Genomic DNA, 21,314 nt, shown 5'->3' with positions numbered 1-21,314 from the left:
TTGCGGTTGCTAGCACTTGCGGGTGGCAATCCCCGAGGACGCAATGGCGCAGAGCTTTCCCCCGATGCAAACCGTATCAACCGGACTGGTGGTCGCGGTTGTGGGCTTTTTCAGCTCTTTTCCGATTGTCTTGCAGGGGTTGCACGCAATGGGCGCGTCGCCTGCACAGGCGGCCTCGGGGTTGATGAGCGCGGCGATTGCCATGGGGCTGGCGGCGATTGTCCTCAGCCTGCGGTACAGATTGCCCATAAGCGTCGCCTGGTCCACGCCGGGCGTGGCGCTTTTGGCCGTATCGGCGGCGCCAGCGGGCGGATTTGCCGAGGCGGTGGGCGCCTTCCTCTGCGCAGGCGCGCTGACGGTTCTGGCCGGGGCCTGGCGCCCGTTGGGACGGTTGGCGGCGGCGATCCCGACGTCATTAGCGCAGGCGATGTTGGGCGGGGTGCTTTTGCCGCTGTGCATCGTGCCGTTCAAGGCCGCCGTGGACCTGCCATGGCAGGCGCTGCCGGTGATCCTGACATGGTTTGTCGCAGGGCGGATCAACCGCCTGATCGCAGTCCCAGCAGCGGTTCTGGCCGCAGCGATTGTTGTGATATTGAATGCCGGTGACAACACGGTTCTGCCCGACAGGCTGATGGCCGCGCCGGTTTGGATCACACCCGAGTTCTCGCTGGCCTCGGTCGTTGGAATCGGCATCCCGCTGTTCATCGTGACCATGGCCACCCAGAACATCCCGGGCATCGCGGTGATGCGGAGCTTTGGGTTTTCGCCCGATGCAGGACGGCTGTTCTCCTGGGTTGGTGGCGCCAGTATCCTGTCTTCGCCGCTTGGCGCGCCAGCCACCTGTCTGGCCGCAATTACCGCCGCGATGTGTTCAAACGAGGACAGCCACCCAGACCCGGATCAGCGCTATTGGTCCGCCATCATGGGCGGCCTATTCTATTGCCTGTTCGGAGTTTTTGCCGTGGCCATCACCGGGTTTGCCGCCCACGCGGACCCGTTGCTGATGGGAACGCTGGCCGGGGTTGCCCTGATCGGCGTGCTGGCAAACGCCACATCGGCTGCGTTGGAAAACCAGACTGAGCGAGAAGCTGCCATCCTGACATTTGCCATCACCGCATCCGGCATCACGGTCTTTGGGTTGGGCGCGGCGGTCTGGGGGCTGCTGGCCGGCGGGATTGCCTATCTGGCGACAAACAGGGTGCGATAGCAGCATCTTCGCCGATCCCGAGATGCAATTAAGGACGACCCGCGTACTTGGCGGGTGTTTCTGGGCTATGAGCAATCAGCAAACGCTCGGCTTGAAACGGAAATCGAGTTTTTTGAGGGGTCTTTCGCGTTTGCGAATACATACCCGTCAACCTTGTGGATAGGCCCGAATTTCAATCCCTGCTGTCGAGCATGATCGCAAAATCCGGCAACATCGACAACGTCAAAGACAAGTTTGACCGCCGCTTGACCCTCGCGGGCGGCCTTGCCTGCCGGATGCAACAAAAGATGCGCGCCGCCCGATACTGGAACAAGTTCGACGATCCGGTCTGCCTCCGCGCGACGCACCGAAAAACCGAAATGCGTTTCGTGTATAGGATCAGCCGCGTGACCGTGGGTCCGGTCATTTGAATTCAGGTTTGCGGCCCTGCATCTGTGCGGTGACGACTTCTATCTGATCCCGCTTGCCGATCAGTTCAAGCTGTTCGGCGGATTCGGCCAGCAGAACTTCGGCGCGGGGCTGGGTCTCGGCCACTTCGATCAGCCGTTTGGCGGTGCGGATGGCCGACGGGCTTTGTGCCGCAATGTTTTCAGCGATGGCCAGTGCTTCGGTTAGCGGGTCGTCGGACAGTTTCGTCACCAGACCCCAATCAGCCGCCTGCTGGGCCCCGATCGGACGGCCGGTATAGGTCAGCAGCCGCAGGACGTCCGAGCGCACCAGCTTGGGCAACAGAACCATCCCGCCCATATCGGGGATAATACCCCACTTCATTTCCATCACGGCCAGCTTGCTTTCAGGATGGGCGATGCGGATATCCGCGCCCAGTGCAATTTGTAGACCACCGCCAAATGCCACGCCCTGAATGGCGCAGATCACCGGCACCGGAACACGCCGCCAGACCAGCGCAAGTTCTTGCATTTCATTGGCATCTTCATGGCTGCGACCCATCAGCCATTCCGTGGCGTCCATTTGCGCCATTTTGGCAAAGCTGGCCATATCCAGCCCGGCGCAGAAGCTTTTCCCCTCGCCCGACAAAACCACGGCGCGCGCATCCGAGGCCGCGACCTCTTGCCCGGCGGACAGGATCGCCTTGACCATCGCATCGTCCAGCGCGTTCATCTTGTCGCCGCGCGTCAGTGTGACATGGGCAATGTGATCTTTGTATTCAACGGATACGCGTGACATGCGAGCCTCCTCATCCAAATTTCGTGAACCATGCCCGGAAGGGTGGCCAAGTTCCACCTCAACGTTAGCGCAAATCCGCTGTTTTCATGCGCCCAAACCAGGGCGAATCCAGTGTCATCACGTAAAACTGGTCTCCAACGACCTTACCTCCGGTGGTAACACCGAGGCGTCCGTCCGGATCCTGCAGCGTGCGCAGGATAGTGCCGTCCCCATCGAACTGAACCATCATGCCGCGGTGGATCGGGGCGGGTCGTACCATCGGACCCAGCCGCCAGATGACTTTACGCAAAAATGGATACGGCATCAGGGCTTCGGTCGGAACCCGCGGGCTGGCAAACGCCATCCAGTAGGTGCCATCCCCCTGCGCCTCGATATTGTCGGGATAGCCGGGCAGGTTTTCCAAAAGAATTTCGCGCTGTCCGGCGTTTGGACCTGTCAGCCAGAGTTTGTGCACCCGAGCGCGGCCGGTTTCGGCAATCAACAGGTAATCCTCATCCGGCGACAGCGCGACGCCATTGGTGAAAACGAACCCTTCGGCCACTTTCTGGGTCATGCCATCCGGAGTGCGACGGGCAACATATCCGGTGTCCGATTGCTCCCAGATGGTCAGGATCGAAGTGGGTTTGGTGCCGCCCATCGTTTCCGGGTCGAACCGGTCAGAGGAATTGGAGAAATAAACCGTACCATCCTGCCCGACGTCCAGCTGATTGGCATAAACCACCGGCTCTCCGTCGATCTCGGACACCAGTGTTTCCAGTGTCCCTGGCCCGGTCCATCGCATTAAACCCCAAAAGCTGTCAGCAATATACAGCGCCCCGTCCGGACCCGTCCTGAGGCCCAGCGGACGACCGCCCAATTCATCGATTTTAACCGGGCCGTCCCCGTCGATGCGATAAAGAGCGCCTGACAAAGAGGTCGTATAAACAGACCCGTCCGGGGACACGGCGATATCTTCGGGGCCTTCCTCACCTGCTGGAAAAGCAACCAGGTCAATAGCGGCCAAAGCGTCGTTCTCGGAAAAATCACCCGTGAAACCAGGGGAGTCCGGCGGCGTCCAGGCAACCGGCTCGACCTCGACCGGCCAGAATACAAGATAAGCGAGCCCGATGATTATCAGTCCAAGTACGATGCGCATTGGCGCTCCTTTGCGTGTTTTCGCGCAGCCTGCTCGGCAATCTTGTGCAAAGCAAGGTTGCCTGCGTTGTGACCTTGCGTTTATCTGCCCGCATGACTGACCCACGCTATACCCCGCTTGCCCTGTCCCTGCCCGCAACCGTGCCGTTTGTTGGCCCTGAAACGCAGGAACGCCTACGCGGTGCGCCGTTTGTGGCGCGGCTGGGCGCGAATGAGAGTGTCTTCGGCCCCTCGCCCCACGCGCTTCAGGCGATGCGCGCGGCTGCCGGAGAAATCTGGATGTATGGCGACCCCGAAAACCATCACTTGCGCCGTACGCTGGCCCATCACCACGGTGTGGGGGTTGAAAACATCGTGGTCGGCGAAGGGATCGACGGTCTGTTGGGGTATCTTGTGCGGCTCTTGATCGGGCTCGGAGATGCCGTTGTGACCTCGGACGGAGCCTATCCGACCTTCAATTACCACGTCGCAGGATTTGGGGGCGCGTTACATAAGGTCCCGTATCGGAATGACCATGAAGATCCTGCGGCCTTGTTTGCCAAAGCCGCCGAGGTGGGTGCAAAGCTGGTCTATCTGGCGAACCCCGACAACCCGATGGGCAGCTGGCATTCAGGTGCGGACATCATGGCGGCAATGGAGGCCCTGCCCGCTGGGTGTTTACTGGTTCTGGATGAAGCCTATGTAGAATGCGCACCCGAGAGGACCGCTGCACTGGTGGCCGCTGACGACCCGCGCATCATCCGGATGAGGACCTTTTCCAAGGTCTATGGCATGGCGGGCGCGCGGGTTGGCTATGCAATCGCTGCGCCGGGGTTGATCTTGGCCTTCAACAAAGTGCGCAATCACTTTGGGATGAACCGGGCCGCACAGGCCGGGGCACTGGCGGCACTGAGGGATGCCGATTGGTTAGCCCAGGTCCAGGCGCAAATTGCTGAGGCAAGAGAACGGATTGGTCAGATCGCCCGGGACAATGGGTTGGAGCCTTTGCCATCGGCCACCAATTTCGTGGCCATTGACTGCGGCAGGGATGGCGAGTTTGCCAAGGCTGTTCTGGATGCACTGGTCGCACAGGGTATCTTTGTGCGCATGCCCTTCGCGGCGCCGCAGAACCGGTGCATTCGTGTCAGCTGTGGCACGGCATCTGATCTGCAGGCCTTTGCCGCGGCATTGCCCAAAGCGCTGGCGGACGCGGCATCTAGCTTGGCCTGAGAGGCGTTTGCCTGAGCAGGGTCAGGGGGCTGTCTGCCCCCTCTTGGCCCGATGGGCCAATTCGCCCCCGAGTATATTTTAGCCAGATGAAGCGCGGATTTTGGATTGGGTGATCGTCCTGGCCGCCAGAGCGGCAGCGGCGGCGTCCAAGGCCCCTTGTCCGCGAGGAATATCCAAAGCAGCCATTGCAGTTTCTACCCCGCCCAGCATTGCCATCACCATCTGGCCATTGACGTGGCCCATATGACCCAGACGGAAACAGCCGTCCCAGTCCTCCATCCCCAACCCGATGCCCAGTGTCAGACCCAGCTGGCTTTCGGTGAAACTGCGGAGTGGGGTGCCGCGCCCATCGGTCAGGCGCAGGGCAGTGACGGCATGGCTGCGGTGCGCACGATCGGCCACGTTCAGATGGAGCGCGCCACCTTCTGCCCAGATCTCGCAGGCCGCCCAGATGGCAGTGGCAAGACGTTCGTGTCGGGCCCAGACGTGGTCCAACCCCTCGGCGTGGATCATGTCCAGCGCGGCGCGCAGGCCGTACAGGTGGTGCGTCGGTGCGGTTCCGTTGAAGTACTGATAAAACAGCTCGGGGTTCGTGCGCTTCTGCCAATCCCAATACTGCGAGACACGGGGCATTGCAGCCCGTTTTTCCTGTGCCTTGTCGTTAAAGAAGACAAACCCCATGCCAGCTGGTGTCATCAGCCCCTTCTGACAGGCCGAGACAGTGACGTCGACACCCCAGGCGTCCATCTCGAACCTGTCGCAGCCCAGTGAGGCGATGCAGTCAGCCATCAGCAAGGCCGGGTGACCCAGATCGTCCAGCAGCGCCCGAAGCGCCGGGATATCGTTACGGATCGAGCTGGAGGTGTCTACGTGGACGGCCAACACGGCCTTGATCTGACGCGCTGTATCCGCGCGCAGCGCATCAGCGATGCGGTCCAATTCCCAGGCTTTGGATGATCCGAAATCGATCAATTGCGCCGTGGCCCCTATCCCTTCGGCCATTTCCGCCCACCCGTGGGTGAACCGACCCGAGGCCGGGGCCAGAACAACCTCGCCCGGGGCGATGACGTTGGAGAGCGCGGCCTCCCACGTGCCGTGGCCGTTGGCGATATAGATCGCCATATTGTGCTTGGTTCGGGCCACGCGGCACAGGCCGCGGGTCAAAGCGGGCATCATCTCAATCAGCTCGCCGTCATAGATATTGGGCGACGGGCGGTGCATTGCCTGCAGAACCGCATCAGGCATTACAGATGGGCCCGGTATGGCCAGATACTCGCGCCCCTGCGCGAGAGAAATGTGGTTTGTCATGGGGTCAACCTGTCTCAATTGACGCCCACCCTAGCGCAGCTTTTGGCCGCGTCAATCCATCAGCTTTGACGCCTCACGCGCCAGGGATTCGATCCCCGCCCAATCGCCGCCCAAGACCATATTCTTGGGCGCGACCCAGCTGCCGCCTGCGCATACCACGTTGGTCAAGAACAGGTAATCACGTGCGTTCGAGGGTGAGACACCGCCAGTTGGGCAGAAGGTGATCTGCGGCAAAGGCGCGCCAATTGCTTTAAGTGCAGGCGCGCCACCTGAGGCTTCGGCGGGAAAGAATTTCAACATGTCATATCCCTGCTCCAGCAAGCGCATTGCCTCGCTGGCAGTGGCAGCGCCTGGCAACAGCGGCAGGCCCTCGGCCTCGCAGGCAGCGATCAGTGCATCGGTTGCACCGGGTGAGACGCCAAATTGCGCGCCCGCTTCTTTCGCGGCACGAACGTCTTCGGGGGTGACCAGCGTGCCAGCACCGACGACACCGCCCGGCACCGCAGCCATTGCGCGAATAGCATCCAGCGCTGCGGGCGTACGCAACGTGACTTCAAGCGCTGGCAGCCCGCCTGCGACCAGAGCCTCAGCCAGCGGTCGAGCCTGAGCGGCGTCATCAATAACGAGTACAGGCACGATGGGGGCCAAGGCACAGATTTCGCGGGTGCGTTGGGTTTTTACTGACATGGGTTAAGCTCCGAAAATGCTGGCACCGGTGTCGGCCGAACCGACTGCGTTGCGAAAGACCCCGAACAGGTCGCGCCCAACGCCGTGCTGGTTGGCGGACAAATCGGCGGTGACCGGTGCGCGTCCCAGCACGCCTGGGGTCAGGATTTCAAGCTCTCCATTCACCGCGTCGACCCGCAGGATATCGCCGTCTTGCAGGTATGCGATCGGGCCCTGGTCCAGCGCTTCGGGGCAAACATGGATTGCGGCGGGCACTTTGCCGGACGCTCCGGACATACGGCCATCGGTGACCAGAGCCACCTTTTGACCGCGCCCCTGAAGGATCGACAGCATGGGCGTCAGCGAATGCAATTCCGGCATGCCATTGGCCTTGGGGCCCTGAAAGCGGACGACAACGATGACGTCCACTGTGAATTCACCGGCCTTGAACGCGGCTTTTACGTCGTCCTGCGTGTGGAACACGCGGACCGGGGCCTGGACCACCTGATGTTCGGGGGCAACAGCCGAAACCTTCATGACGGCAGTGCCGAGGTTGCCAGTCAGGCGGGAAAGACCGCCGGTGGGTTGAAACGGGTCCTGTGCCGGGCGGACGATCTTTTCGTTGAGACTGTGGCCCGCACCGTCCTCCCAGACCAGATCGTCGTCGATCAACTTGGGTTCCTTGGTGTAGTTGTGCAGACCCTGCCCCGCCACGGTCAGCGTATCGGGGTGCAGCAATCCGCTCTCAAGCAGCGTGCCGATCGTGTACCCTAGCCCGCCCGCGGCATGGAAGTGATTCACGTCAGCCAGACCGTTGGGATAGACCCTAGCGACCAGCGGAACCACGGCTGAAATGTCAGAGAAATCTTGCCAGTCCAGCACGATACCGCCTGCCCGCGCCATAGCGATCAGGTGAATCAGCAGGTTGGTCGATCCGCCAGTAGCCATCAGCCCGACGATGCCGTTCACAAAGGCGCGTTCGTCCAGTACCTGATAGACCGGGGTATAGTGATTGCCCAAAGCGCTCAGCGACAAGGCCCGACGCGCACCTTCTTCGGTCAACGCGTCGCGCAGGGGCGTGTTCGGATTGACAAAGCTGGAGCCCGGCAGATGCAGCCCCATGAACTCCATCAGCATCTGGTTGGTGTTGGCAGTGCCATAGAAGGTACAGGTTCCGGGACCATGGTAGGCCGCCATTTCAGCCGCCATCAATGCGTCACGCCCGACTTCGCCGGCGGCAAATTGTTGGCGGATCTTGGCTTTTTCATCATTCGGCAGGCCACTAGTCATGGGACCGGCAGGCAAAAACACGGCGGGCAGATGACCAAAAGTCTGCGCGCCGATGACCAACCCCGGGACGATCTTGTCACAGACGCCAAGGAACACTGCTGCGTCATAAGTGTTGTGGCTGAGCGCCACACCCGTCGCCAATGCAATCACGTCGCGCGAGAACAGGGACAGCTCCATCCCCGCCTCACCTTGTGTAACGCCATCGCACATCGCAGGCACGCCGCCCGCAACCTGTGCGGTGCCGCCAGCGGCGCGAACCGCATCGCGGATCAGGGTGGGATAACGCTCGAACGGCTGATGCGCCGACAGCATGTCGTTATAGGCGGTCACTATGCCTAGATTTCCGGCTGTACCGGTGACCATCGACTGCTGATCTTCCCCCGCACCGGCATAGGCATGGGCCTGACCGCTGCAGGACAAATGCGCCCGGGCGGGACCTTTGGATCGGGCCTGCTCCATCCGTTCCAGATGTGGGCCGCGCAGATCGGCGCTGCGGTCGATGATCCGCTGTGTGACATCCGTGATGACTGCGTGAACCATGGTTATCCTCCGATCTGACGCCAGCGGCGTCCGTCGCGATGCATTAGCATAAGCGCTTCTTCAGGCCCCGAGCTGCCCTGATCATAGCGGGCGGGGCGGTCGCCACGCTCTTCCCAACCCTTCACAATGGGGTCGACCCAAGCCCAGGCGGCCTCGGCTTCGTCGCCGCGCATGAACAAGGTCTGGTCGCCACGAATGACATCCATCACGAGGCGCTCATATGCGTCCGGTGATTGAGATTCGTCACCCAACGCGTCAGCAAAGCTCATATCCAGGGCTACGTCGGACAGGCGAAACCCTCCCTGCCCCGGTTCTTTGATGGTGGTCCGCAGGGTGATGCCTTCGTCAGGCTGCAGGCGGATCACCAACACGTTGCCGTGCAACGGGCCGACATTGGGGAAAATCGTGTGCGGCGGATCACGGAAGAATACCGCGATCTCGGATTCCCGCGCCCTCAGGCGTTTGCCCGTGCGCAAGTAAAACGGCACCCCGGCCCAGCGCCAGTTGCCAATATGAGCCTTGAGCGCAATGAAACTCTCGGTACGGCTGGCAGGATTTTCGACATGATCGAGATAGCCGTCGCCACCCTTGTCAGTGCGATACTGACCGCGCGCGATATCGGCCTGTGCCACGGGTTCAAGTGCTTCGATCACTTTGACCTTTTCATCCCGCACAGCGTTTGGCGAAAATTTCGACGGAGGCTCCATCGCCGTCAGGCACAGCAATTGCACCAAGTGGTTCTGAATCATGTCCCGCATCGCGCCGGATTGGTCGTAATAGGCCCCCCGGCCCCCGACGCCCACGGTTTCCGCCACTGTAATCTGAACATGATCGACATGGGTCGAGTTCCACAGCGGCTCGAACAGTGAATTGGCAAAGCGCAGCGCCATCAGGTTCTGCACCGTTTCTTTGCCCAGGTAATGGTCGATCCGGTAGATCTGGTGTTCTTCAAAACAGGCGCGCAACCCTTCGTTCAAAGCCTTGGCCGAGGCCAGATCGTGGCCAAAAGGTTTTTCCACCACGATGCGGCTGTCCGGCGTTGCCAGGCCGTGATCGTTCAGCCGTTGCGCAATGCCCGAGAACAGGTTGGGACCCACCGACAGGTAAAACGCGCGCACCACGTCCGGGCGCAGGATCTTGGCCAGTTCGGCCCAGCCCGCCTTGCCCAGCGCATCGACCGGGACATATTCGACGCGGCTCAGGAACTGGTCCAGCAAGTCCTTTTTGAAGGCAGGTGCAAATTCGTTCATCGAAGCGCGGATCTGGTCGCGGAAACCGTCGCTGTCCATATCCGAGCGGGCGGTGCCGATGATCCTGGCGTCTTCGGGCATCTGACCAACTTCGAACCGATGATAAAGCCCGGGCAATATCTTGCGCTGAGCAAGATCACCGGTCGCACCAAACAGCACCAGATCGAACGGGTTAACCGGAATTACGCGTGAAACCATCGACGGGCTCCTTCAAATCTCACCCGCGCCACTCTAGCACCCTTTGGGGAACATACGGTGCGCATGATGTTATCGCTAACATTCGTGCACTGGATAGGGAACCCGACCCGGGAAATCAACCCTGATTTCGCAACCACTCCATAACAGCAGGTCGCACGGATTGCTCACCGCGGTGCCGCGCGTCAGCTATGATCTTGCGCAGCGATTGCAGATCGGCACGCAACAGCACGCTTTTGACTGGCCCGATCGAGGCCGGTCGCATCGACAAAGACCGGATGCCCATTGCGGCCAGGCATAACGCCTCAACCGGTCGTCCGGCATCTTCACCACAAAAGCTGAGTGGTGTGTTCGAGATGTTGCAGCGTTCGACAATCCGCTCAATGAACGTAAGGAAACTGACATTCAGCGTATCATAACGCCGGCGCACCAGTTCGTTTTCGCGGTCGGCGGCAAAGAAGAACTGTTTCAGGTCATTGCCACCGATCGAGATGAAATCGACCTCGTCAAAGAACTTTTGCGGTGCAAAGGCCAGCGAAGGCGTTTCCAGCATGGCGCCGACTTCGATCGTCTCGGGCAGCACGTGACCCAAACGCTTTTCACGCTCGATGGTTTTGTTCACCTCCCACCGGGCCTCGCGGTATTCCTCTGCCTGCGCCACGAAGGGGAACATCAACGTCAGTGGGCGGCCATTGGCAGCCCGCATCAGCGCCTGCAACTGCATCCGCATCACACCGCGCTTGTCCAAACCAACACGGATCGCACGCCAACCCAGCGCCGGGTTGGGTTCAGCCACATGTTTCATATAGGGCAGAACTTTGTCTGACCCGATATCCAGTGTGCGGAACACCACGCGCTTGCCTTCGGCTGCATCCATAACACGCTGATATTGCGTTACAAGTTCAGACCGTTTCGGCATTTTACTACGGATTAGAAATTGCAGCTCGGTCCGGAACAACCCCACACCTTCGGCACCCGAGTTGTTCAACGAAGGCAGGTCCGCCATCAGACCCGCATTCATCACCAGATCAATCCGCTCACCATCCCGCGTGACGGTCGGGGTTTCCCGGATCGAGGCATAGCGCTCCTGCGCCTTGGCCTGCATGGCGATCTTGTCGCGGAAGGCACTTACGACCTGATCTTCGGGGCGCAAATGGACCAGCCCCTGATCACCGTCGACAAGAATATGATCGCCGTTCAGCGCTTCGGTTGTGATCCGCCCCACATGCACGACCAATGGGATAGCCAGCGCCCGGGCCACGATTGTTGCGTGACTGCCAACCGAGCCCTCTTCGAGTACGATCCCTTTCAACGACCGGCCATATTCCAACAGATCGCCAGGGCCGATATTGCGTGCAACAAGGATGGGATCAGGGGGCAGATCCGCCCCGTTGGTGTTGCCCTGTCCGGTTAGAATACGCAGCAGCCGGTTGCTGAGGTCATCCAGATCAGCCAGACGTTCACGCAAATACGGGTCGGTCACCTGCCCCATCCGTGCGCGGGCCTGCGATTGTTCTTTCTCAACCGCCGCTTCAGCGCTCAGACCAAGGGCAATGTCCTCTTCCATCCGGCGCATCCAGCCCTTGGAATTGGCAAACATCCGATAGGCTTCCAAAACCTGTAGCTGTTCTTTGTCACCGCCCTGCGAAATCTCAAGCATCTTGTCGACGCCAACGCGCAATTCCTCGACGGCTTCGGCCAAACGCTCGCGTTCACGGTGCGGGTCATCGGCAATCGGGTTGGTGACGACAACGCGCGGCTCGTGCAGCCAGACGTGACCTTCAGCCGACCCTTCCTGCGCGGGCCCGCCTGTCAGCTGAACAGATTGCTGGTGTCTGGGCGACAGGGCTGCGCCTTCACCCACGAAAGCGCCAAGTTCGGCCATTTCAGCCAGAACCATCGCAACCACTTCCAACGCATAGACTTCGTCCGCGGAAAACTCGCGTGCATCACGGGACTGGACGACCAGAACGCCCAGCTTTTCGCCCAGCCGCTGAACCGGAACACCCAGAAAGGACGAGAACCGTTCTTCACCCGTCTCAGGCATATACCGAAAGCCTTTGGCCGAAGGGGCATCAGCCGCATTGACCACCTCGCCGGATTTGGCGACCCGGCCCACCAACCCTTCGCCCATGCGCATACGGGTCTTGTGAACCGCTTCGGGCGACAAGCCTTCTGTTGCGCAAAGCTCCAGGGTTTCTTCGTCGCGGAAAAGATAGACCGAGCACACCTCGGCACGGATGCTATCGGCAATCAGATGCGTGATCCGGTCAAGACGTTCCTGACCGGCAGCCTCGCTCGCCATCTCTTCTCGCAGCCGCCCCAGCAGCTTGCGGGATTCTGTTTCGGTACCGTCCGCCATGGCCCACCTAAATTAGTGCGTCAAGCAAGACCTTTGGCTGAAATGCTCAGGCCGCCTTGTCCAGTTCAAACGCATCATGCAGTGCCTGAACCGCAAGTTCCATGTATTTCCGATCAACAAGAACGGAAATTTTTATCTCAGAGGTTGTAATGACCTTGATGTTGATCCCCTCATCCGAGAGTACCTTGAACATTTTCGCCGCTACACCGGATTGCGAGCGCATTCCGATGCCCACAACCGAGACCTTGCAGACATCTTCGTCAGCAACCAGTTCGGCATAGTTCAGCTCACCCTTTTCCTTGATCGCCAGCAGCGCCTGTTCGGCGCGCGCCACCTGATCGGTGGGGCAGGAAAAGGTCATATCCGTGCGCCCTTCGTCCGAGATGTTCTGCACGATCATGTCGACATTGACGCCCTCATCGCTGAGAGCTGAGAAGATCGTCGTGGCGATACCGGGGCGGTCAGCCACGGAAACCACAGTCATCTTCGCTTCGTCGCGGGAATAGGCCACACCGGCCACAACATTGGATTCCATGATATCCTCCTCGTCGCAGACCAGTGTACCGGCCTCATCGGATTGCTCTTCAAAACTTGAAAGTACGCGCAGCTTCACCTTGTAGCGCATCGCCAGCTCGACCGAGCGGGTTTGCAGCACCTTGGCCCCAAGCGAGGCCAGTTCGAGCATTTCCTCGAACGAGATCTTGTCCAGTTTTCGCGCCTTTTCGCAGATTCGCGGATCGGTGGTATAGACGCCATCCACATCCGTATAGATGTCGCAGCGTTCAGCCCCAAAGGCGGCCGCAAAAGCCACGGCTGTCGTGTCCGATCCACCCCGGCCCAGCGTAGTGATGCGACCCTCGGGGCTGAGGCCCTGAAACCCGGCGACCACAGCGACTTTCATACCTTCGCCAAACTTCTGGGTCAGATTCTCGGTGGGGATTTCCTCGATCCGGGCCTGGCTATGGGCGCTTGTGGTCAGCAGCGGCACTTGCCAGCCCTGCCAACTGCGCGCCGGAACGTCCATTTCCTGCAGGGTCAGCGCCATCAAACCAGCCGTAATATTCTCACCCGAGGACACAACCGCATCATACTCTCGGGCATCGAACAACGGCGAAGTTTCGTTGACCCAGCCCACCAGTTCGTTGGTCTTGCCGGACATGGCTGAAACGATGACGATCACGTCATAGCCTTTGGCCACTTCGACGCCGATGCGCTTGGCTGCGCGGCGGATGCGGTCAAGATTGGCAACCGAAGTGCCACCGAATTTCATAACAAGTACGGGCATGGGGGTGGGGTCTCCGCGCCTTGGAATTCAGATCCCGTGCGTCTTATGCGAGGGGGGGCGCAAGAGCAAGGGTTCAAAACCACCACCGCCACGGCATTGGGCTGCTTTACAACGGTTGGCGAGGGTGTCAGCCTACAGCCATCGAATTTTCCATGAGGTTTTCCATGCTCCGCCTGGCCATCGCAATCGCCCTGCTGTCTTCACCCGCGCTTGCGCAAACATCCACACTGGCCGGAACCGACGGCACCAACTCGTTAGGCACGGTGCCCTGTGCCGCCAATGCCGGGGATCCGCTGCAAAGCTGCAATGCCGAGCTGCGCCATCACGACGACGGCACGACCACATTGGCCGTAGCATTGGGCGGCGGTGAGGTGCGCAGCATCTATTTCAACGATGGCATCCCAAGTTCGAGCAGCTCTCCGGCCAAAATCACCTATGAGACACGCGGCGACCTTACGGTGATTTTCATCGACCCGGGCGAGGTCTATGAAATCCCCACGGCGGCCCTGATCCGTCAATAAGCGTGGGGCTGTCCGTCCCAGGTCTCAAAACAGCCCGTATTGCCCAATGACAGGGCATCAAACCGATCAAGCAGGCCCACTGCGGCCTGCTCGACGCTGATCTCAGCCGCGTGCCCGCCCATATCCGTCTGCACCCAACCGGGGTGATAGATTCCGACGGCTATGCCATCGCCCTGCAGGTCTGTCGCCAAGTTTCGCCCAAGGTTCAGTACTGCGGCCTTGGAGGCGCGGTAGATGTAACTGCCCCCCGGAGCCCGGGTATGAGACGCCATTTGCGAGGACAAGATCGCAATCCTGCCCTGCGCAGCACGCAGGTTGGGCAGCAATGCCTGTATGGTCAGGAACACGCCGGTTACATTTGTCGAAAAGCTCTGCGCCCACATCTGGGCGGGATAGCCATCCATGCCCTGGCCTTTGTCCAGATACACACCGGCGTTGCAGATCAGCAGGTCGATCGGTTGGTCCTTTAGCGCTGCGGCCATATCCGCCTGTTGCGCCGGGTCCGTCACATCCAAAACCACCTGTGCGCTATCATCGCGCGCCGTGCCGATGACTGCATCGCCCCGATCCCTGCAGCGATCAGCCAGGGTTTTCCCAATCCCACGATTGGCCCCGGTGATCAAAACATGCATGGCTCAGTTCGTTTTTCTGTTAGGAATAAACGGCAAAGGCGCAACCGGTACACCATCATCGATCAGCGCTTTGGCATCTTCGGGCTTGGCCTCGCCATAAATGGCGCGTTCGGGGGCGTCACCCAGATAGATTTTTCGCGCTTCGGCAGCGAAGTCCTTGCCCACATAGTCTGAATTCTCTTCGACTTTGCGTCTCAATTCGGCCAGGACCTTTTCAACCCCGGCTGGCGGGGTTGCGACATTGATCGTGTCCGCCGCAGGCAACGGCACCGTTGTTCGGGCATCGGCCTTGCGGGCAGGACGTACTCGGGGCGTCATGATTGCTTTTTCGGCACATGCATCGCCACATACGGCGCATGTCACCATGCCCGCATTTGCCAGTTTGTCGTAAGCGGCGGCCGATTGAAACCAACTGTCAAATGTATGGCCGTTGCTGCATTTCAATGCGTACTGAATCATGTTCCGTCCAAATGTCGGTAACCAAATAGATACCGAGAGCGATGGCAATATCAAGCCCTTACGTCGGCCATTTAATGAGGTAATAGCCCAACCTTACGTAACAATAAAGCGAGATCACCGGAATTGACGCGCCCCGCCGCCCTTTCAGGTGTGAACCATTTCCTTTGGCGCTGCGCACGTTCCGGGAACCGCGATACCGTCGATTGAACAAACAGCGGATAAACGTCCACCAAACATTGCACAGACCCTTTTTTCGAACGGTGCTTGTAGTAGGAAAAACACCCCACACTTAGCTGCTGACACTGGCCCAGAACCCCGGCTTCCTCCCAGGCCTCCTGGCGTGCGGTCTCGGACGGTGAAAGCCCGTTTATCAGCCACCCTTTGGGAATAATCCAACGCCCGGACTTGCGCGTGGTGATCAATAAAACTTCGGGCTGGCCTTGTTTCACACGGTAACACAAAGCAGCTGATTGCTGCAGCACCGGAAGCTGCCCGGCTTTACGCGATATGCGGGGCGAAAGCCTTGCGTTGAACACGCGTTGCCGCCTTTCATACGAGAGTCATGCCTGTTTCAAGACCCGCATATCTTGTTTGTTTTTCGCGGGTCTTCTGGCCAAAACTACCACATAAAGCGTTTTTCACCAAGTCCTTGCACAAAGCCTACATACGTGTCGTTAGTCTGCGCACCAGATCGTCATGGGGGATATCGGCGTCAATGGCCAGGCGTCTGAGGCCAAAATGCACACGCGCTATCTGCTGGTAATACCGCGTATAAACATAGTTCGTACCGCCACCGGCGATCGCCCCCAGCACCGGAACGGACTGCGCCGCAAGTTTCTGGCCCAGCACCACGGACAAGCGCGGGGCCACGGCGGCGACTACGCGTTGCATGGCCGGTCCTGTCAGTGTCAGGCGCACTGAAAAGAACCCAAGATCGGCCCCGTCATCATTCGCCATTGGTCCCGCAGCAGACAAAACCTGAATGCAATCGAATTTCACACCGTCCTCGGAAGGATCAAAACCTTCCCGAGCCGCCGCCCCCTGGATCGAACGCAAGAGCATTGCGGTTGTGGCAGGCAATTCCATCAGGGCGGTGGACATGCCGCCCAGCCCTCCAGCCGCACCCATGGCGGTGGTCAAAGCCGTGTTGACCCATGGCTGTTGGTCGGGAACAGCGCGGCGCGATCCTTCGGCTGCGTGCATTGCAAACCATAAGGCCTGCTCGGTCGCGCCCGTCAAACCCTGCCTGACCGGGTCAGGCAGTTGATCCAACAGCGTTTCTGCAGATCCGCCCAAACTGTTCAACAGTTTGACACCCGGACCTCCGGCAGACCTGTAATACTTGGCCAGCCGGTCAAGTTCAGCCTCTACATCCAGTTTTTCGACAAGAACCACGTCCTGCATAAAAATCCTCCTGTCTGTAAGACATCGGGATTAAATGTGGCGGTTTCAATAGATCAGCGGCTCCAGCGGCGCACCAATCCCCGGACGCCGTCCCAAACACCGGGGGCCAGTTCTAGGCCCAGAACCCGGTCCGGATTGGTGGGGGGTGGCATTTCGATGCCTTGCAGAAGGGAAAAGCCAAACCGGGAATAGTACGGTGCATCACCCACCAGCATAACCCGATCCCAGCCTTTCACCCGTCCCGTCTCAATGCCCTCATAGATCAGAACGCCGCCCAGCCCTTCACCCTGATGAGTGGGGTGTACGGCGACCGGCCCCAGCAACAATGCATCATGGTCCCCCACATGCACCGGCCAGAACCGGATCGCACCGGCCAGAATCCCCTGTCCGTCGCGCGCAACAAGCGACAGGCCTGCAACTGGAGGAATATCATCACGCAGACGATAAGACGACAGCGCCTCGCGCCCTGGCGCAAAGCACAGATCGTATAATGCCTCGACCTCCCACCAATCATCCGGCTCTTCCGGCCTGATCCCGAACTGCTGCACCCTGCCCTCTTTTCCTTACTGGCAATCGCCCTAGCACTTCGGTACGCCTTGGGCAAACGCTTGGAGATCAGATGTTCTATCGCCCCGAAGACGGCCACGGCCTGCCGCATAATCCGTTCAACGCCATTATCACGCCGCGCCCGATTGGCTGGATCTCCACCCGCAGCGCGGATGGGATCAACAATCTTGCGCCCTACTCATTTTTTAACGGGGTGGCCTATACGCCGCCGCAGGTGATGTTTGCGTCGACCGGAACCAAGCAGGATCAGGACGGCGGCAAAGATAGCCTCGCCAACATCGCTGCAACCGGTGTGTTCTGCGTCAACGTCGTGGCCCACGCCCACAAAGACGCGATGAACGCCAGCTCAGCTAACTTGCCAAAACATGTGGATGAGTTCGGTCATGCCGGCCTGACACCGGTGAACTGTGAAACCATCCCCTGCGCCAGGGTCGAGGGCGCCCCGGCCAGCCTGGAATGCAAGCTCACTCAAATCGTGACCCTGCCGGGTGAGGCCAATCGGGTTGTGTTTGGTGAAGTCACCGGCGTGCATCTTCTCGATGATTGCCTGCGCGATGGAATATTCGATGTGACCACGTTTCAACCTTTGGCGCGGCTAGGATATCGGGACTATTCGGTCGTTACCGATCTGTTCTCGCTGAATTGCCCTGACGACTGAACGACCAAAGGGGGCGCTGCCCCCGCCGCCCTGCGGGCGACTCCCCCGGGATATTTTTAGCCAGATGAAGCTGGGATCCTTTATTCATCTGGCCCCAAACATCCCGGAGCGCGAGGCAGAGCCTCGCAAAAAAAATCAGTGGCCGCCCAGAATGCCAGTGCGTACCGAATAATCCACGGCAATTTCATAATCCGGGTCATCGTCGCTATCGACCATCAGGTGTCCGGCCTTGTTCAGCAGCTTGTGGCAATCACGGCTCAGGTGGCGCAGCATGACGCGCTTGCCTGCTGTCTCATATTTGGCAGCGATGTTTTCGATGGCTTGCAGCGCCGATTGATCGACAACGCGGCTTTCGGCAAAGTCCACAATCACGGTTTCAGGGTCATTCGGGACATCGAACAGTTCGATAAACCCGTCCGAGGATCCAAAGAACAACGGGCCATTGATCTCATATACTTTCGCGCCCTTTTCCGTCTCGGACTCGCGGGTGATCGCGTGGATACGCTTGGCATTGTTCCACGCATAGGCCAGCGCAGAGACTATGACGCCTACAACCACGGCTACGGCGAGGTCCTCCATCACGGTCACAACCGTCACCAGGACGATGACGAATGCATCCATCAGTGGCACTTTGCGCATGATGTTGAATGAATTCCAGGCGAAGGTCCCGATCACCACCATGAACATCACCCCAACCAGAGCGGCCAGCGGGATCTGCTCAATCAGGGGTGAAGCAAACAGGATGAACACCAGCAGGAACAGAGCCGCCGCGATCGCCGCGATACGGGTGCGGCCGCCGGATTTCACGTTGATCATCGACTGACCGATCATCGCGCATCCGCCCATACCGCCAAAGAAACCGGTGGCTACGTTCGACACGCCCTGCGCAATACACTCTTGCGAAGCGCCTCCGCGTTTGCCGGTGATCTCACCAACAAGGTTCAGCGTCAGCAGGGATTCGATCAGGCCGATGGCGGCCAGAATGACTGCGTAGGGCAGAATAATCTCAAAAGTCTCCCAGTTCAGCGGCACCATGGGAATATGGAAGGCTGGCAGCCCGCCCTCAATCGAAGCCAGATCGCCCACGCGGGGCACGTCCAGTCCAAAGCCAATCACCAGCGCAGCCACAACGGCAATCCCGGCCAGCGGTGCGGGAACAACGCGTGTAATGCGCGGCATCACCCAGATCACGGCCATTGTCAGCGCAACAAGGCCCAGCATCAGATACATCGGCATGCCTGTCAGCCACTCGCCTCCGCTCATGCCATGACCGGTGTTTTCCATGGAACCAGGTACTTTGAATTGTCCCATTTGGGCCAGAAAGATCACGATGGCCAGACCGTTCACAAAGCCCAGCATCACCGGATGCGGCACCAGGCGGATAAACCGACCCCAGTGCATCGCACCAGCAATCACCTGCAGAATGCCCATCAAAACCACAGTCGCAAACAGGTATTCGACGCCGTGTTCTGCCACCAGCGCCACCATCACCACTGCCAAAGCACCGGTTGCGCCCGAGATCATGCCCGGCCGGCCACCGATCAGCGCCGTGATCAAGCCCACCATGAATGCCGCGTACAAACCGACCAGCGGGTGAACACCGGCTACAAAAGCAAAGGCAACCGCTTCGGGCACCAAAGCCAGTGCAACAGTCAGTCCAGACAGCAGCTCGATCCGCAGACGCGAGACAGTCAGCCCTTCATCCGGCATCCAACGGAGATCGGGTTTGGCTATGCGATTGGCAAAGCTTGCCAGCGTGGCTCGGGGCATGAGGCATCCTGTGGATTGATATGATCGCGCGAAAGGGGTCTTCTACCTGTCATCCCGCCCGTAAGCCACCGCACCAGCCGGGAGGCTGATATGCGCATGGCGCATACCTGTAGCCTCGCAACTTCGTGAATTGAAGACGAGCAGCCGGATGGGCACCATTGCATCATGCGATGGTTACTCTTTCTTCTGATGGCCCCGATATCCGCATTTGCGCAGGATTTACAGGGCAATGACACCGCCGGAAACTGGCGGGTGACGCATTACGAGGCCTTCGGCATCTGGAACTCGATCTGTGATGAGCGCCCGGAAAACGGCGCGTTGCGACAGCGCTGCTATATTCGCCGCGCCGAGGTTTTCTCCTACCGTCCAAAGTTCGCCGCACAGTTTGTCTTTATCACGCCTGATCCGCAGGGGTATGAAATCGAGTTCGGAATGGAGCCCGGCACGCTATTCTCGCCCTCAGGGTTTCGCATTGACGGAGCGGATGGCGTTCACTGGCGCACACGGAGCCCCGGATGCCTGACAGGGCTGAGCTGCACATTCAACGGCACCCGCGCGCAAGAGATTGTGGATGCGATGTTGACGGGTCAGAGCTTTCGCTTTGTCTTTCGGGATCGCCATGGTCAGGCACAGGATCTGACGTGGTCGTTGCAGGGCTTCGATGCAGCCTGGGACGATTTCCACGAACAGTCAGGCGCGCGCAATCTGTTGTCGCGATCACGCTAGTCTTTGCCCCTTGTCAAACACGCGATGGCGTCGCAGAACTTCCTGACCACGCATTTCATTCGGAGAATACAAGTGACCCAGACCAGGATTGCCGTCATCGGCGGATCAGGCATTTACGACATTGACGGCCTGGAGCATGCCGAATGGGTCACTGTTGAGACACCGTGGGGCGATCCCTCGGATCAGATCCTGACCGGATCGCTGAACGGGGTGGACATGGCATTCCTGCCCCGCCACGGGCGCGGTCACGTACATTCGCCGACCGAGGTGCCCTATCGCGCCAATATTGACGCGCTGAAGCGGCTGGGTGTGACGGATGTGATCTCGGTTTCGGCTTGCGGGTCGTTCCGCGAACATATGGCGCCGGGAGATTTCGTAATCGTTGATCAGTTCATCGACCGAACCTTTGCACGGGACAAGAGCTTTTTCGGCACCGGCTGCGTTGCCCATGTCAGCGTCGCCCACCCAACCTGCCCGCGCCTGTCTGACGCGTGTGAAACCGCGGGCAAGGCCGCAGGCATCACCATCCATCGCGGCGGGACCTATCTGGCGATGGAGGGGCCGCAGTTTTCGACTTTGGCCGAGTCAAAGATGTACCGTGAACACTGGGGCTGCGACGTGATCGGCATGACGAACATGCCCGAAGCCAAGCTCGCCCGCGAGGCCGAGCTGTGCTATGCCTCGATCGCGATGGTCACGGATTATGATAGCTGGCATCCTGATCACGGAGAGGTCGACGTCACCGCCATCATCGCCACCTTGACCGGCAATGCCGAAAAAGGCCGTGCTCTGGTAAAGGGTCTACCAACACTGCTGGGCGCAGATCGCGCGCCCTGCCCGCATGGCTGCGACCGCGCATTGGAGTTTGCAATTCTGACCACACCAGAAAAACGCGACCCTGCCCTGCTGGCCAAGCTGGATGCCGTTGCGGGCCGTATTCTCTGAC

At 59.7% G+C, this 21,314-nt stretch carries 21 protein-coding genes; 6 read left to right on the top strand and 15 right to left on the bottom strand.

Features of this window, described 5'->3' with window-relative positions; genetic code table 11:
• Positions 1-43: 43 nt before the first annotated feature.
• Positions 44-1,207: a benzoate/H(+) symporter BenE family transporter gene (locus SJY13_RS00320; RefSeq protein WP_377193507.1), complete on the top strand. Its 1,164-nt coding sequence runs from the start codon at positions 44-46 to the stop codon at positions 1,205-1,207.
• 65 nt (positions 1,208-1,272) lie between these two features.
• Here the strand turns inward: SJY13_RS00320 and SJY13_RS00315 are convergent, their stop codons facing one another.
• From SJY13_RS00315 to SJY13_RS00305, 3 genes are all read right to left on the bottom strand, one after another.
• Positions 1,273-1,554, bottom strand: a complete 282-nt coding sequence (locus SJY13_RS00315) for a VOC family protein (protein WP_377186257.1) — start codon at positions 1,552-1,554, stop codon at positions 1,273-1,275.
• A 55-nt stretch (positions 1,555-1,609) separates the two neighbouring features.
• Positions 1,610-2,392, bottom strand: coding sequence for a crotonase/enoyl-CoA hydratase family protein (locus SJY13_RS00310; protein ID WP_377186254.1), 783 nt, complete (start codon positions 2,390-2,392; stop codon positions 1,610-1,612).
• A gap of 64 nt (positions 2,393-2,456) precedes the next feature.
• Entirely contained in the window at positions 2,457-3,527 is a 1,071-nt protein-coding gene (locus SJY13_RS00305; RefSeq protein ID WP_377186251.1) for an SMP-30/gluconolactonase/LRE family protein, read from the bottom strand.
• A gap of 92 nt (positions 3,528-3,619) precedes the next feature.
• Between SJY13_RS00305 and SJY13_RS00300 the strand changes: the two genes are divergently transcribed.
• On the top strand, positions 3,620-4,735 hold the full coding sequence (locus SJY13_RS00300) for a pyridoxal phosphate-dependent aminotransferase (protein WP_377186248.1): 1,116 nt from the start codon (positions 3,620-3,622) through the stop codon (positions 4,733-4,735).
• 78 nt (positions 4,736-4,813) lie between these two features.
• On the opposite strand, the gene SJY13_RS00295 is transcribed toward SJY13_RS00300, so the two are convergent.
• The 6 genes from SJY13_RS00295 to SJY13_RS00270 form a co-directional block, all read right to left on the bottom strand.
• Positions 4,814-6,043, bottom strand: a complete 1,230-nt coding sequence (locus SJY13_RS00295; protein WP_377186245.1) for a pyridoxal-phosphate-dependent aminotransferase family protein — start codon at positions 6,041-6,043, stop codon at positions 4,814-4,816.
• 51 nt (positions 6,044-6,094) lie between these two features.
• Positions 6,095-6,730: a bifunctional 4-hydroxy-2-oxoglutarate aldolase/2-dehydro-3-deoxy-phosphogluconate aldolase gene (locus tag SJY13_RS00290; protein WP_377186242.1), complete on the bottom strand. Its 636-nt coding sequence runs from the start codon at positions 6,728-6,730 to the stop codon at positions 6,095-6,097.
• 3 nt (positions 6,731-6,733) lie between these two features.
• Complete coding sequence (edd, locus tag SJY13_RS00285) at positions 6,734-8,539, bottom strand: phosphogluconate dehydratase (RefSeq protein WP_377186239.1); 1,806 nt, start codon at positions 8,537-8,539, stop codon at positions 6,734-6,736.
• A 2-nt stretch (positions 8,540-8,541) separates the two neighbouring features.
• The gene (gene zwf, locus SJY13_RS00280; protein WP_377186236.1) at positions 8,542-9,987 is read right to left on the bottom strand and encodes a glucose-6-phosphate dehydrogenase; all 1,446 of its coding nucleotides are present in this window, start codon (positions 9,985-9,987) and stop codon (positions 8,542-8,544) included.
• Positions 9,988-10,102: 115 nt separating this feature from the next.
• Positions 10,103-12,346, bottom strand: a complete 2,244-nt coding sequence (gene ptsP / locus SJY13_RS00275; RefSeq protein ID WP_377186233.1) for a phosphoenolpyruvate--protein phosphotransferase — start codon at positions 12,344-12,346, stop codon at positions 10,103-10,105.
• A 46-nt stretch (positions 12,347-12,392) separates the two neighbouring features.
• A complete protein-coding gene (locus SJY13_RS00270) occupies positions 12,393-13,631 on the bottom strand; it encodes an aspartate kinase (protein WP_085824553.1) in 1,239 nt (412 codons plus the stop codon).
• A 164-nt stretch (positions 13,632-13,795) separates the two neighbouring features.
• Here SJY13_RS00270 and SJY13_RS00265 point away from each other — a divergent pair, with 164 nt between their 5' ends.
• The gene (locus SJY13_RS00265) at positions 13,796-14,152 is read left to right on the top strand and encodes a hypothetical protein (RefSeq protein WP_085824552.1); all 357 of its coding nucleotides are present in this window, start codon (positions 13,796-13,798) and stop codon (positions 14,150-14,152) included.
• On the opposite strand, the gene SJY13_RS00260 is transcribed toward SJY13_RS00265, so the two are convergent.
• The 5 genes from SJY13_RS00260 to SJY13_RS00240 all read right to left on the bottom strand — a co-directional run bounded on the left by SJY13_RS00260 (position 14,146) and on the right by SJY13_RS00240 (position 17,195).
• Positions 14,146-14,784 carry an SDR family NAD(P)-dependent oxidoreductase gene (locus SJY13_RS00260; protein ID WP_377186229.1) on the bottom strand — a complete coding sequence of 213 codons (639 nt, stop codon included), beginning with the start codon at positions 14,782-14,784 and terminating at the stop codon, positions 14,146-14,148. The genes SJY13_RS00265 and SJY13_RS00260 overlap by 7 nt on opposite strands.
• 3 nt (positions 14,785-14,787) lie before the next feature.
• A complete protein-coding gene (locus SJY13_RS00255; RefSeq protein ID WP_377186226.1) occupies positions 14,788-15,243 on the bottom strand; it encodes a DUF1178 family protein in 456 nt (151 codons plus the stop codon).
• Between the two features lie 71 nt (positions 15,244-15,314).
• Positions 15,315-15,725, bottom strand: coding sequence for an NUDIX hydrolase (locus SJY13_RS00250; RefSeq protein WP_377193505.1), 411 nt, complete (start codon positions 15,723-15,725; stop codon positions 15,315-15,317).
• A gap of 178 nt (positions 15,726-15,903) precedes the next feature.
• Positions 15,904-16,647, bottom strand: a complete 744-nt coding sequence (locus SJY13_RS00245) for an EcsC family protein (protein WP_377186223.1) — start codon at positions 16,645-16,647, stop codon at positions 15,904-15,906.
• Between the two features lie 53 nt (positions 16,648-16,700).
• Entirely contained in the window at positions 16,701-17,195 is a 495-nt protein-coding gene (locus SJY13_RS00240; RefSeq protein ID WP_377186220.1) for a GNAT family N-acetyltransferase, read from the bottom strand.
• A gap of 71 nt (positions 17,196-17,266) precedes the next feature.
• Between SJY13_RS00240 and SJY13_RS00235 the strand changes: the two genes are divergently transcribed.
• On the top strand, positions 17,267-17,872 hold the full coding sequence (locus SJY13_RS00235; RefSeq protein ID WP_377186217.1) for a flavin reductase family protein: 606 nt from the start codon (positions 17,267-17,269) through the stop codon (positions 17,870-17,872).
• A 135-nt stretch (positions 17,873-18,007) separates the two neighbouring features.
• Here SJY13_RS00235 and SJY13_RS00230 read toward each other — a convergent pair whose 3' ends face one another.
• Positions 18,008-19,642: a SulP family inorganic anion transporter gene (locus SJY13_RS00230; protein ID WP_377186214.1), complete on the bottom strand. Its 1,635-nt coding sequence runs from the start codon at positions 19,640-19,642 to the stop codon at positions 18,008-18,010.
• A 165-nt stretch (positions 19,643-19,807) separates the two neighbouring features.
• Here SJY13_RS00230 and SJY13_RS00225 point away from each other — a divergent pair, with 165 nt between their 5' ends.
• Together SJY13_RS00225 and SJY13_RS00220 are read left to right on the top strand one after the other, a co-directional pair.
• Complete coding sequence (locus SJY13_RS00225) at positions 19,808-20,368, top strand: hypothetical protein (RefSeq protein WP_377186211.1); 561 nt, start codon at positions 19,808-19,810, stop codon at positions 20,366-20,368.
• A gap of 72 nt (positions 20,369-20,440) precedes the next feature.
• Positions 20,441-21,313, top strand: a complete 873-nt coding sequence (locus SJY13_RS00220; protein WP_377186208.1) for an S-methyl-5'-thioadenosine phosphorylase — start codon at positions 20,441-20,443, stop codon at positions 21,311-21,313.
• Position 21,314 lies beyond the last annotated feature (1 nt).

It is taken from the genome of Ruegeria meonggei, assembly GCF_042768335.1.
Taxonomy (GTDB): Bacteria; Pseudomonadota; Alphaproteobacteria; order Rhodobacterales; family Rhodobacteraceae; genus Ruegeria; species Ruegeria meonggei.
The sequence above is the reverse complement of the archived record's forward strand: the minus strand, read 5'-3'. Positions and strand labels throughout refer to the sequence as shown.

What these genes read in the sequence shown, in the direction of transcription:
- SJY13_RS00295 (WP_377186245.1), bottom strand. Translation starts at nt 6,043, where the DNA reads ATGACAAACCACATTTCTCTCGCGCAGGGGCGCGAGTATCTGGCCATA.
- SJY13_RS00235 (WP_377186217.1), top strand. Translation starts at nt 17,267, where the DNA reads ATGTTCTATCGCCCCGAAGACGGCCACGGCCTGCCGCATAATCCGTTC.
- SJY13_RS00245 (WP_377186223.1), bottom strand. Translation starts at nt 16,647, where the DNA reads ATGCAGGACGTGGTTCTTGTCGAAAAACTGGATGTAGAGGCTGAACTT.
- SJY13_RS00290 (WP_377186242.1), bottom strand. Translation starts at nt 6,730, where the DNA reads ATGTCAGTAAAAACCCAACGCACCCGCGAAATCTGTGCCTTGGCCCCC.
- SJY13_RS00230 (WP_377186214.1), bottom strand. Translation starts at nt 19,642, where the DNA reads ATGCCCCGAGCCACGCTGGCAAGCTTTGCCAATCGCATAGCCAAACCC.
- SJY13_RS00305 (WP_377186251.1), bottom strand. Translation starts at nt 3,527, where the DNA reads ATGCGCATCGTACTTGGACTGATAATCATCGGGCTCGCTTATCTTGTA.
- SJY13_RS00255 (WP_377186226.1), bottom strand. Translation starts at nt 15,243, where the DNA reads ATGATTCAGTACGCATTGAAATGCAGCAACGGCCATACATTTGACAGT.
- SJY13_RS00265 (WP_085824552.1), top strand. Translation starts at nt 13,796, where the DNA reads ATGCTCCGCCTGGCCATCGCAATCGCCCTGCTGTCTTCACCCGCGCTT.
- SJY13_RS00320 (WP_377193507.1), top strand. Translation starts at nt 44, where the DNA reads ATGGCGCAGAGCTTTCCCCCGATGCAAACCGTATCAACCGGACTGGTG.
- edd (WP_377186239.1), bottom strand. Translation starts at nt 8,539, where the DNA reads ATGGTTCACGCAGTCATCACGGATGTCACACAGCGGATCATCGACCGC.
- SJY13_RS00310 (WP_377186254.1), bottom strand. Translation starts at nt 2,392, where the DNA reads ATGTCACGCGTATCCGTTGAATACAAAGATCACATTGCCCATGTCACA.
- SJY13_RS00270 (WP_085824553.1), bottom strand. Translation starts at nt 13,631, where the DNA reads ATGCCCGTACTTGTTATGAAATTCGGTGGCACTTCGGTTGCCAATCTT.
- ptsP (WP_377186233.1), bottom strand. Translation starts at nt 12,346, where the DNA reads ATGGCGGACGGTACCGAAACAGAATCCCGCAAGCTGCTGGGGCGGCTG.
- zwf (WP_377186236.1), bottom strand. Translation starts at nt 9,987, where the DNA reads ATGGTTTCACGCGTAATTCCGGTTAACCCGTTCGATCTGGTGCTGTTT.
- SJY13_RS00300 (WP_377186248.1), top strand. Translation starts at nt 3,620, where the DNA reads ATGACTGACCCACGCTATACCCCGCTTGCCCTGTCCCTGCCCGCAACC.
- SJY13_RS00225 (WP_377186211.1), top strand. Translation starts at nt 19,808, where the DNA reads ATGCGATGGTTACTCTTTCTTCTGATGGCCCCGATATCCGCATTTGCG.
- SJY13_RS00260 (WP_377186229.1), bottom strand. Translation starts at nt 14,784, where the DNA reads ATGCATGTTTTGATCACCGGGGCCAATCGTGGGATTGGGAAAACCCTG.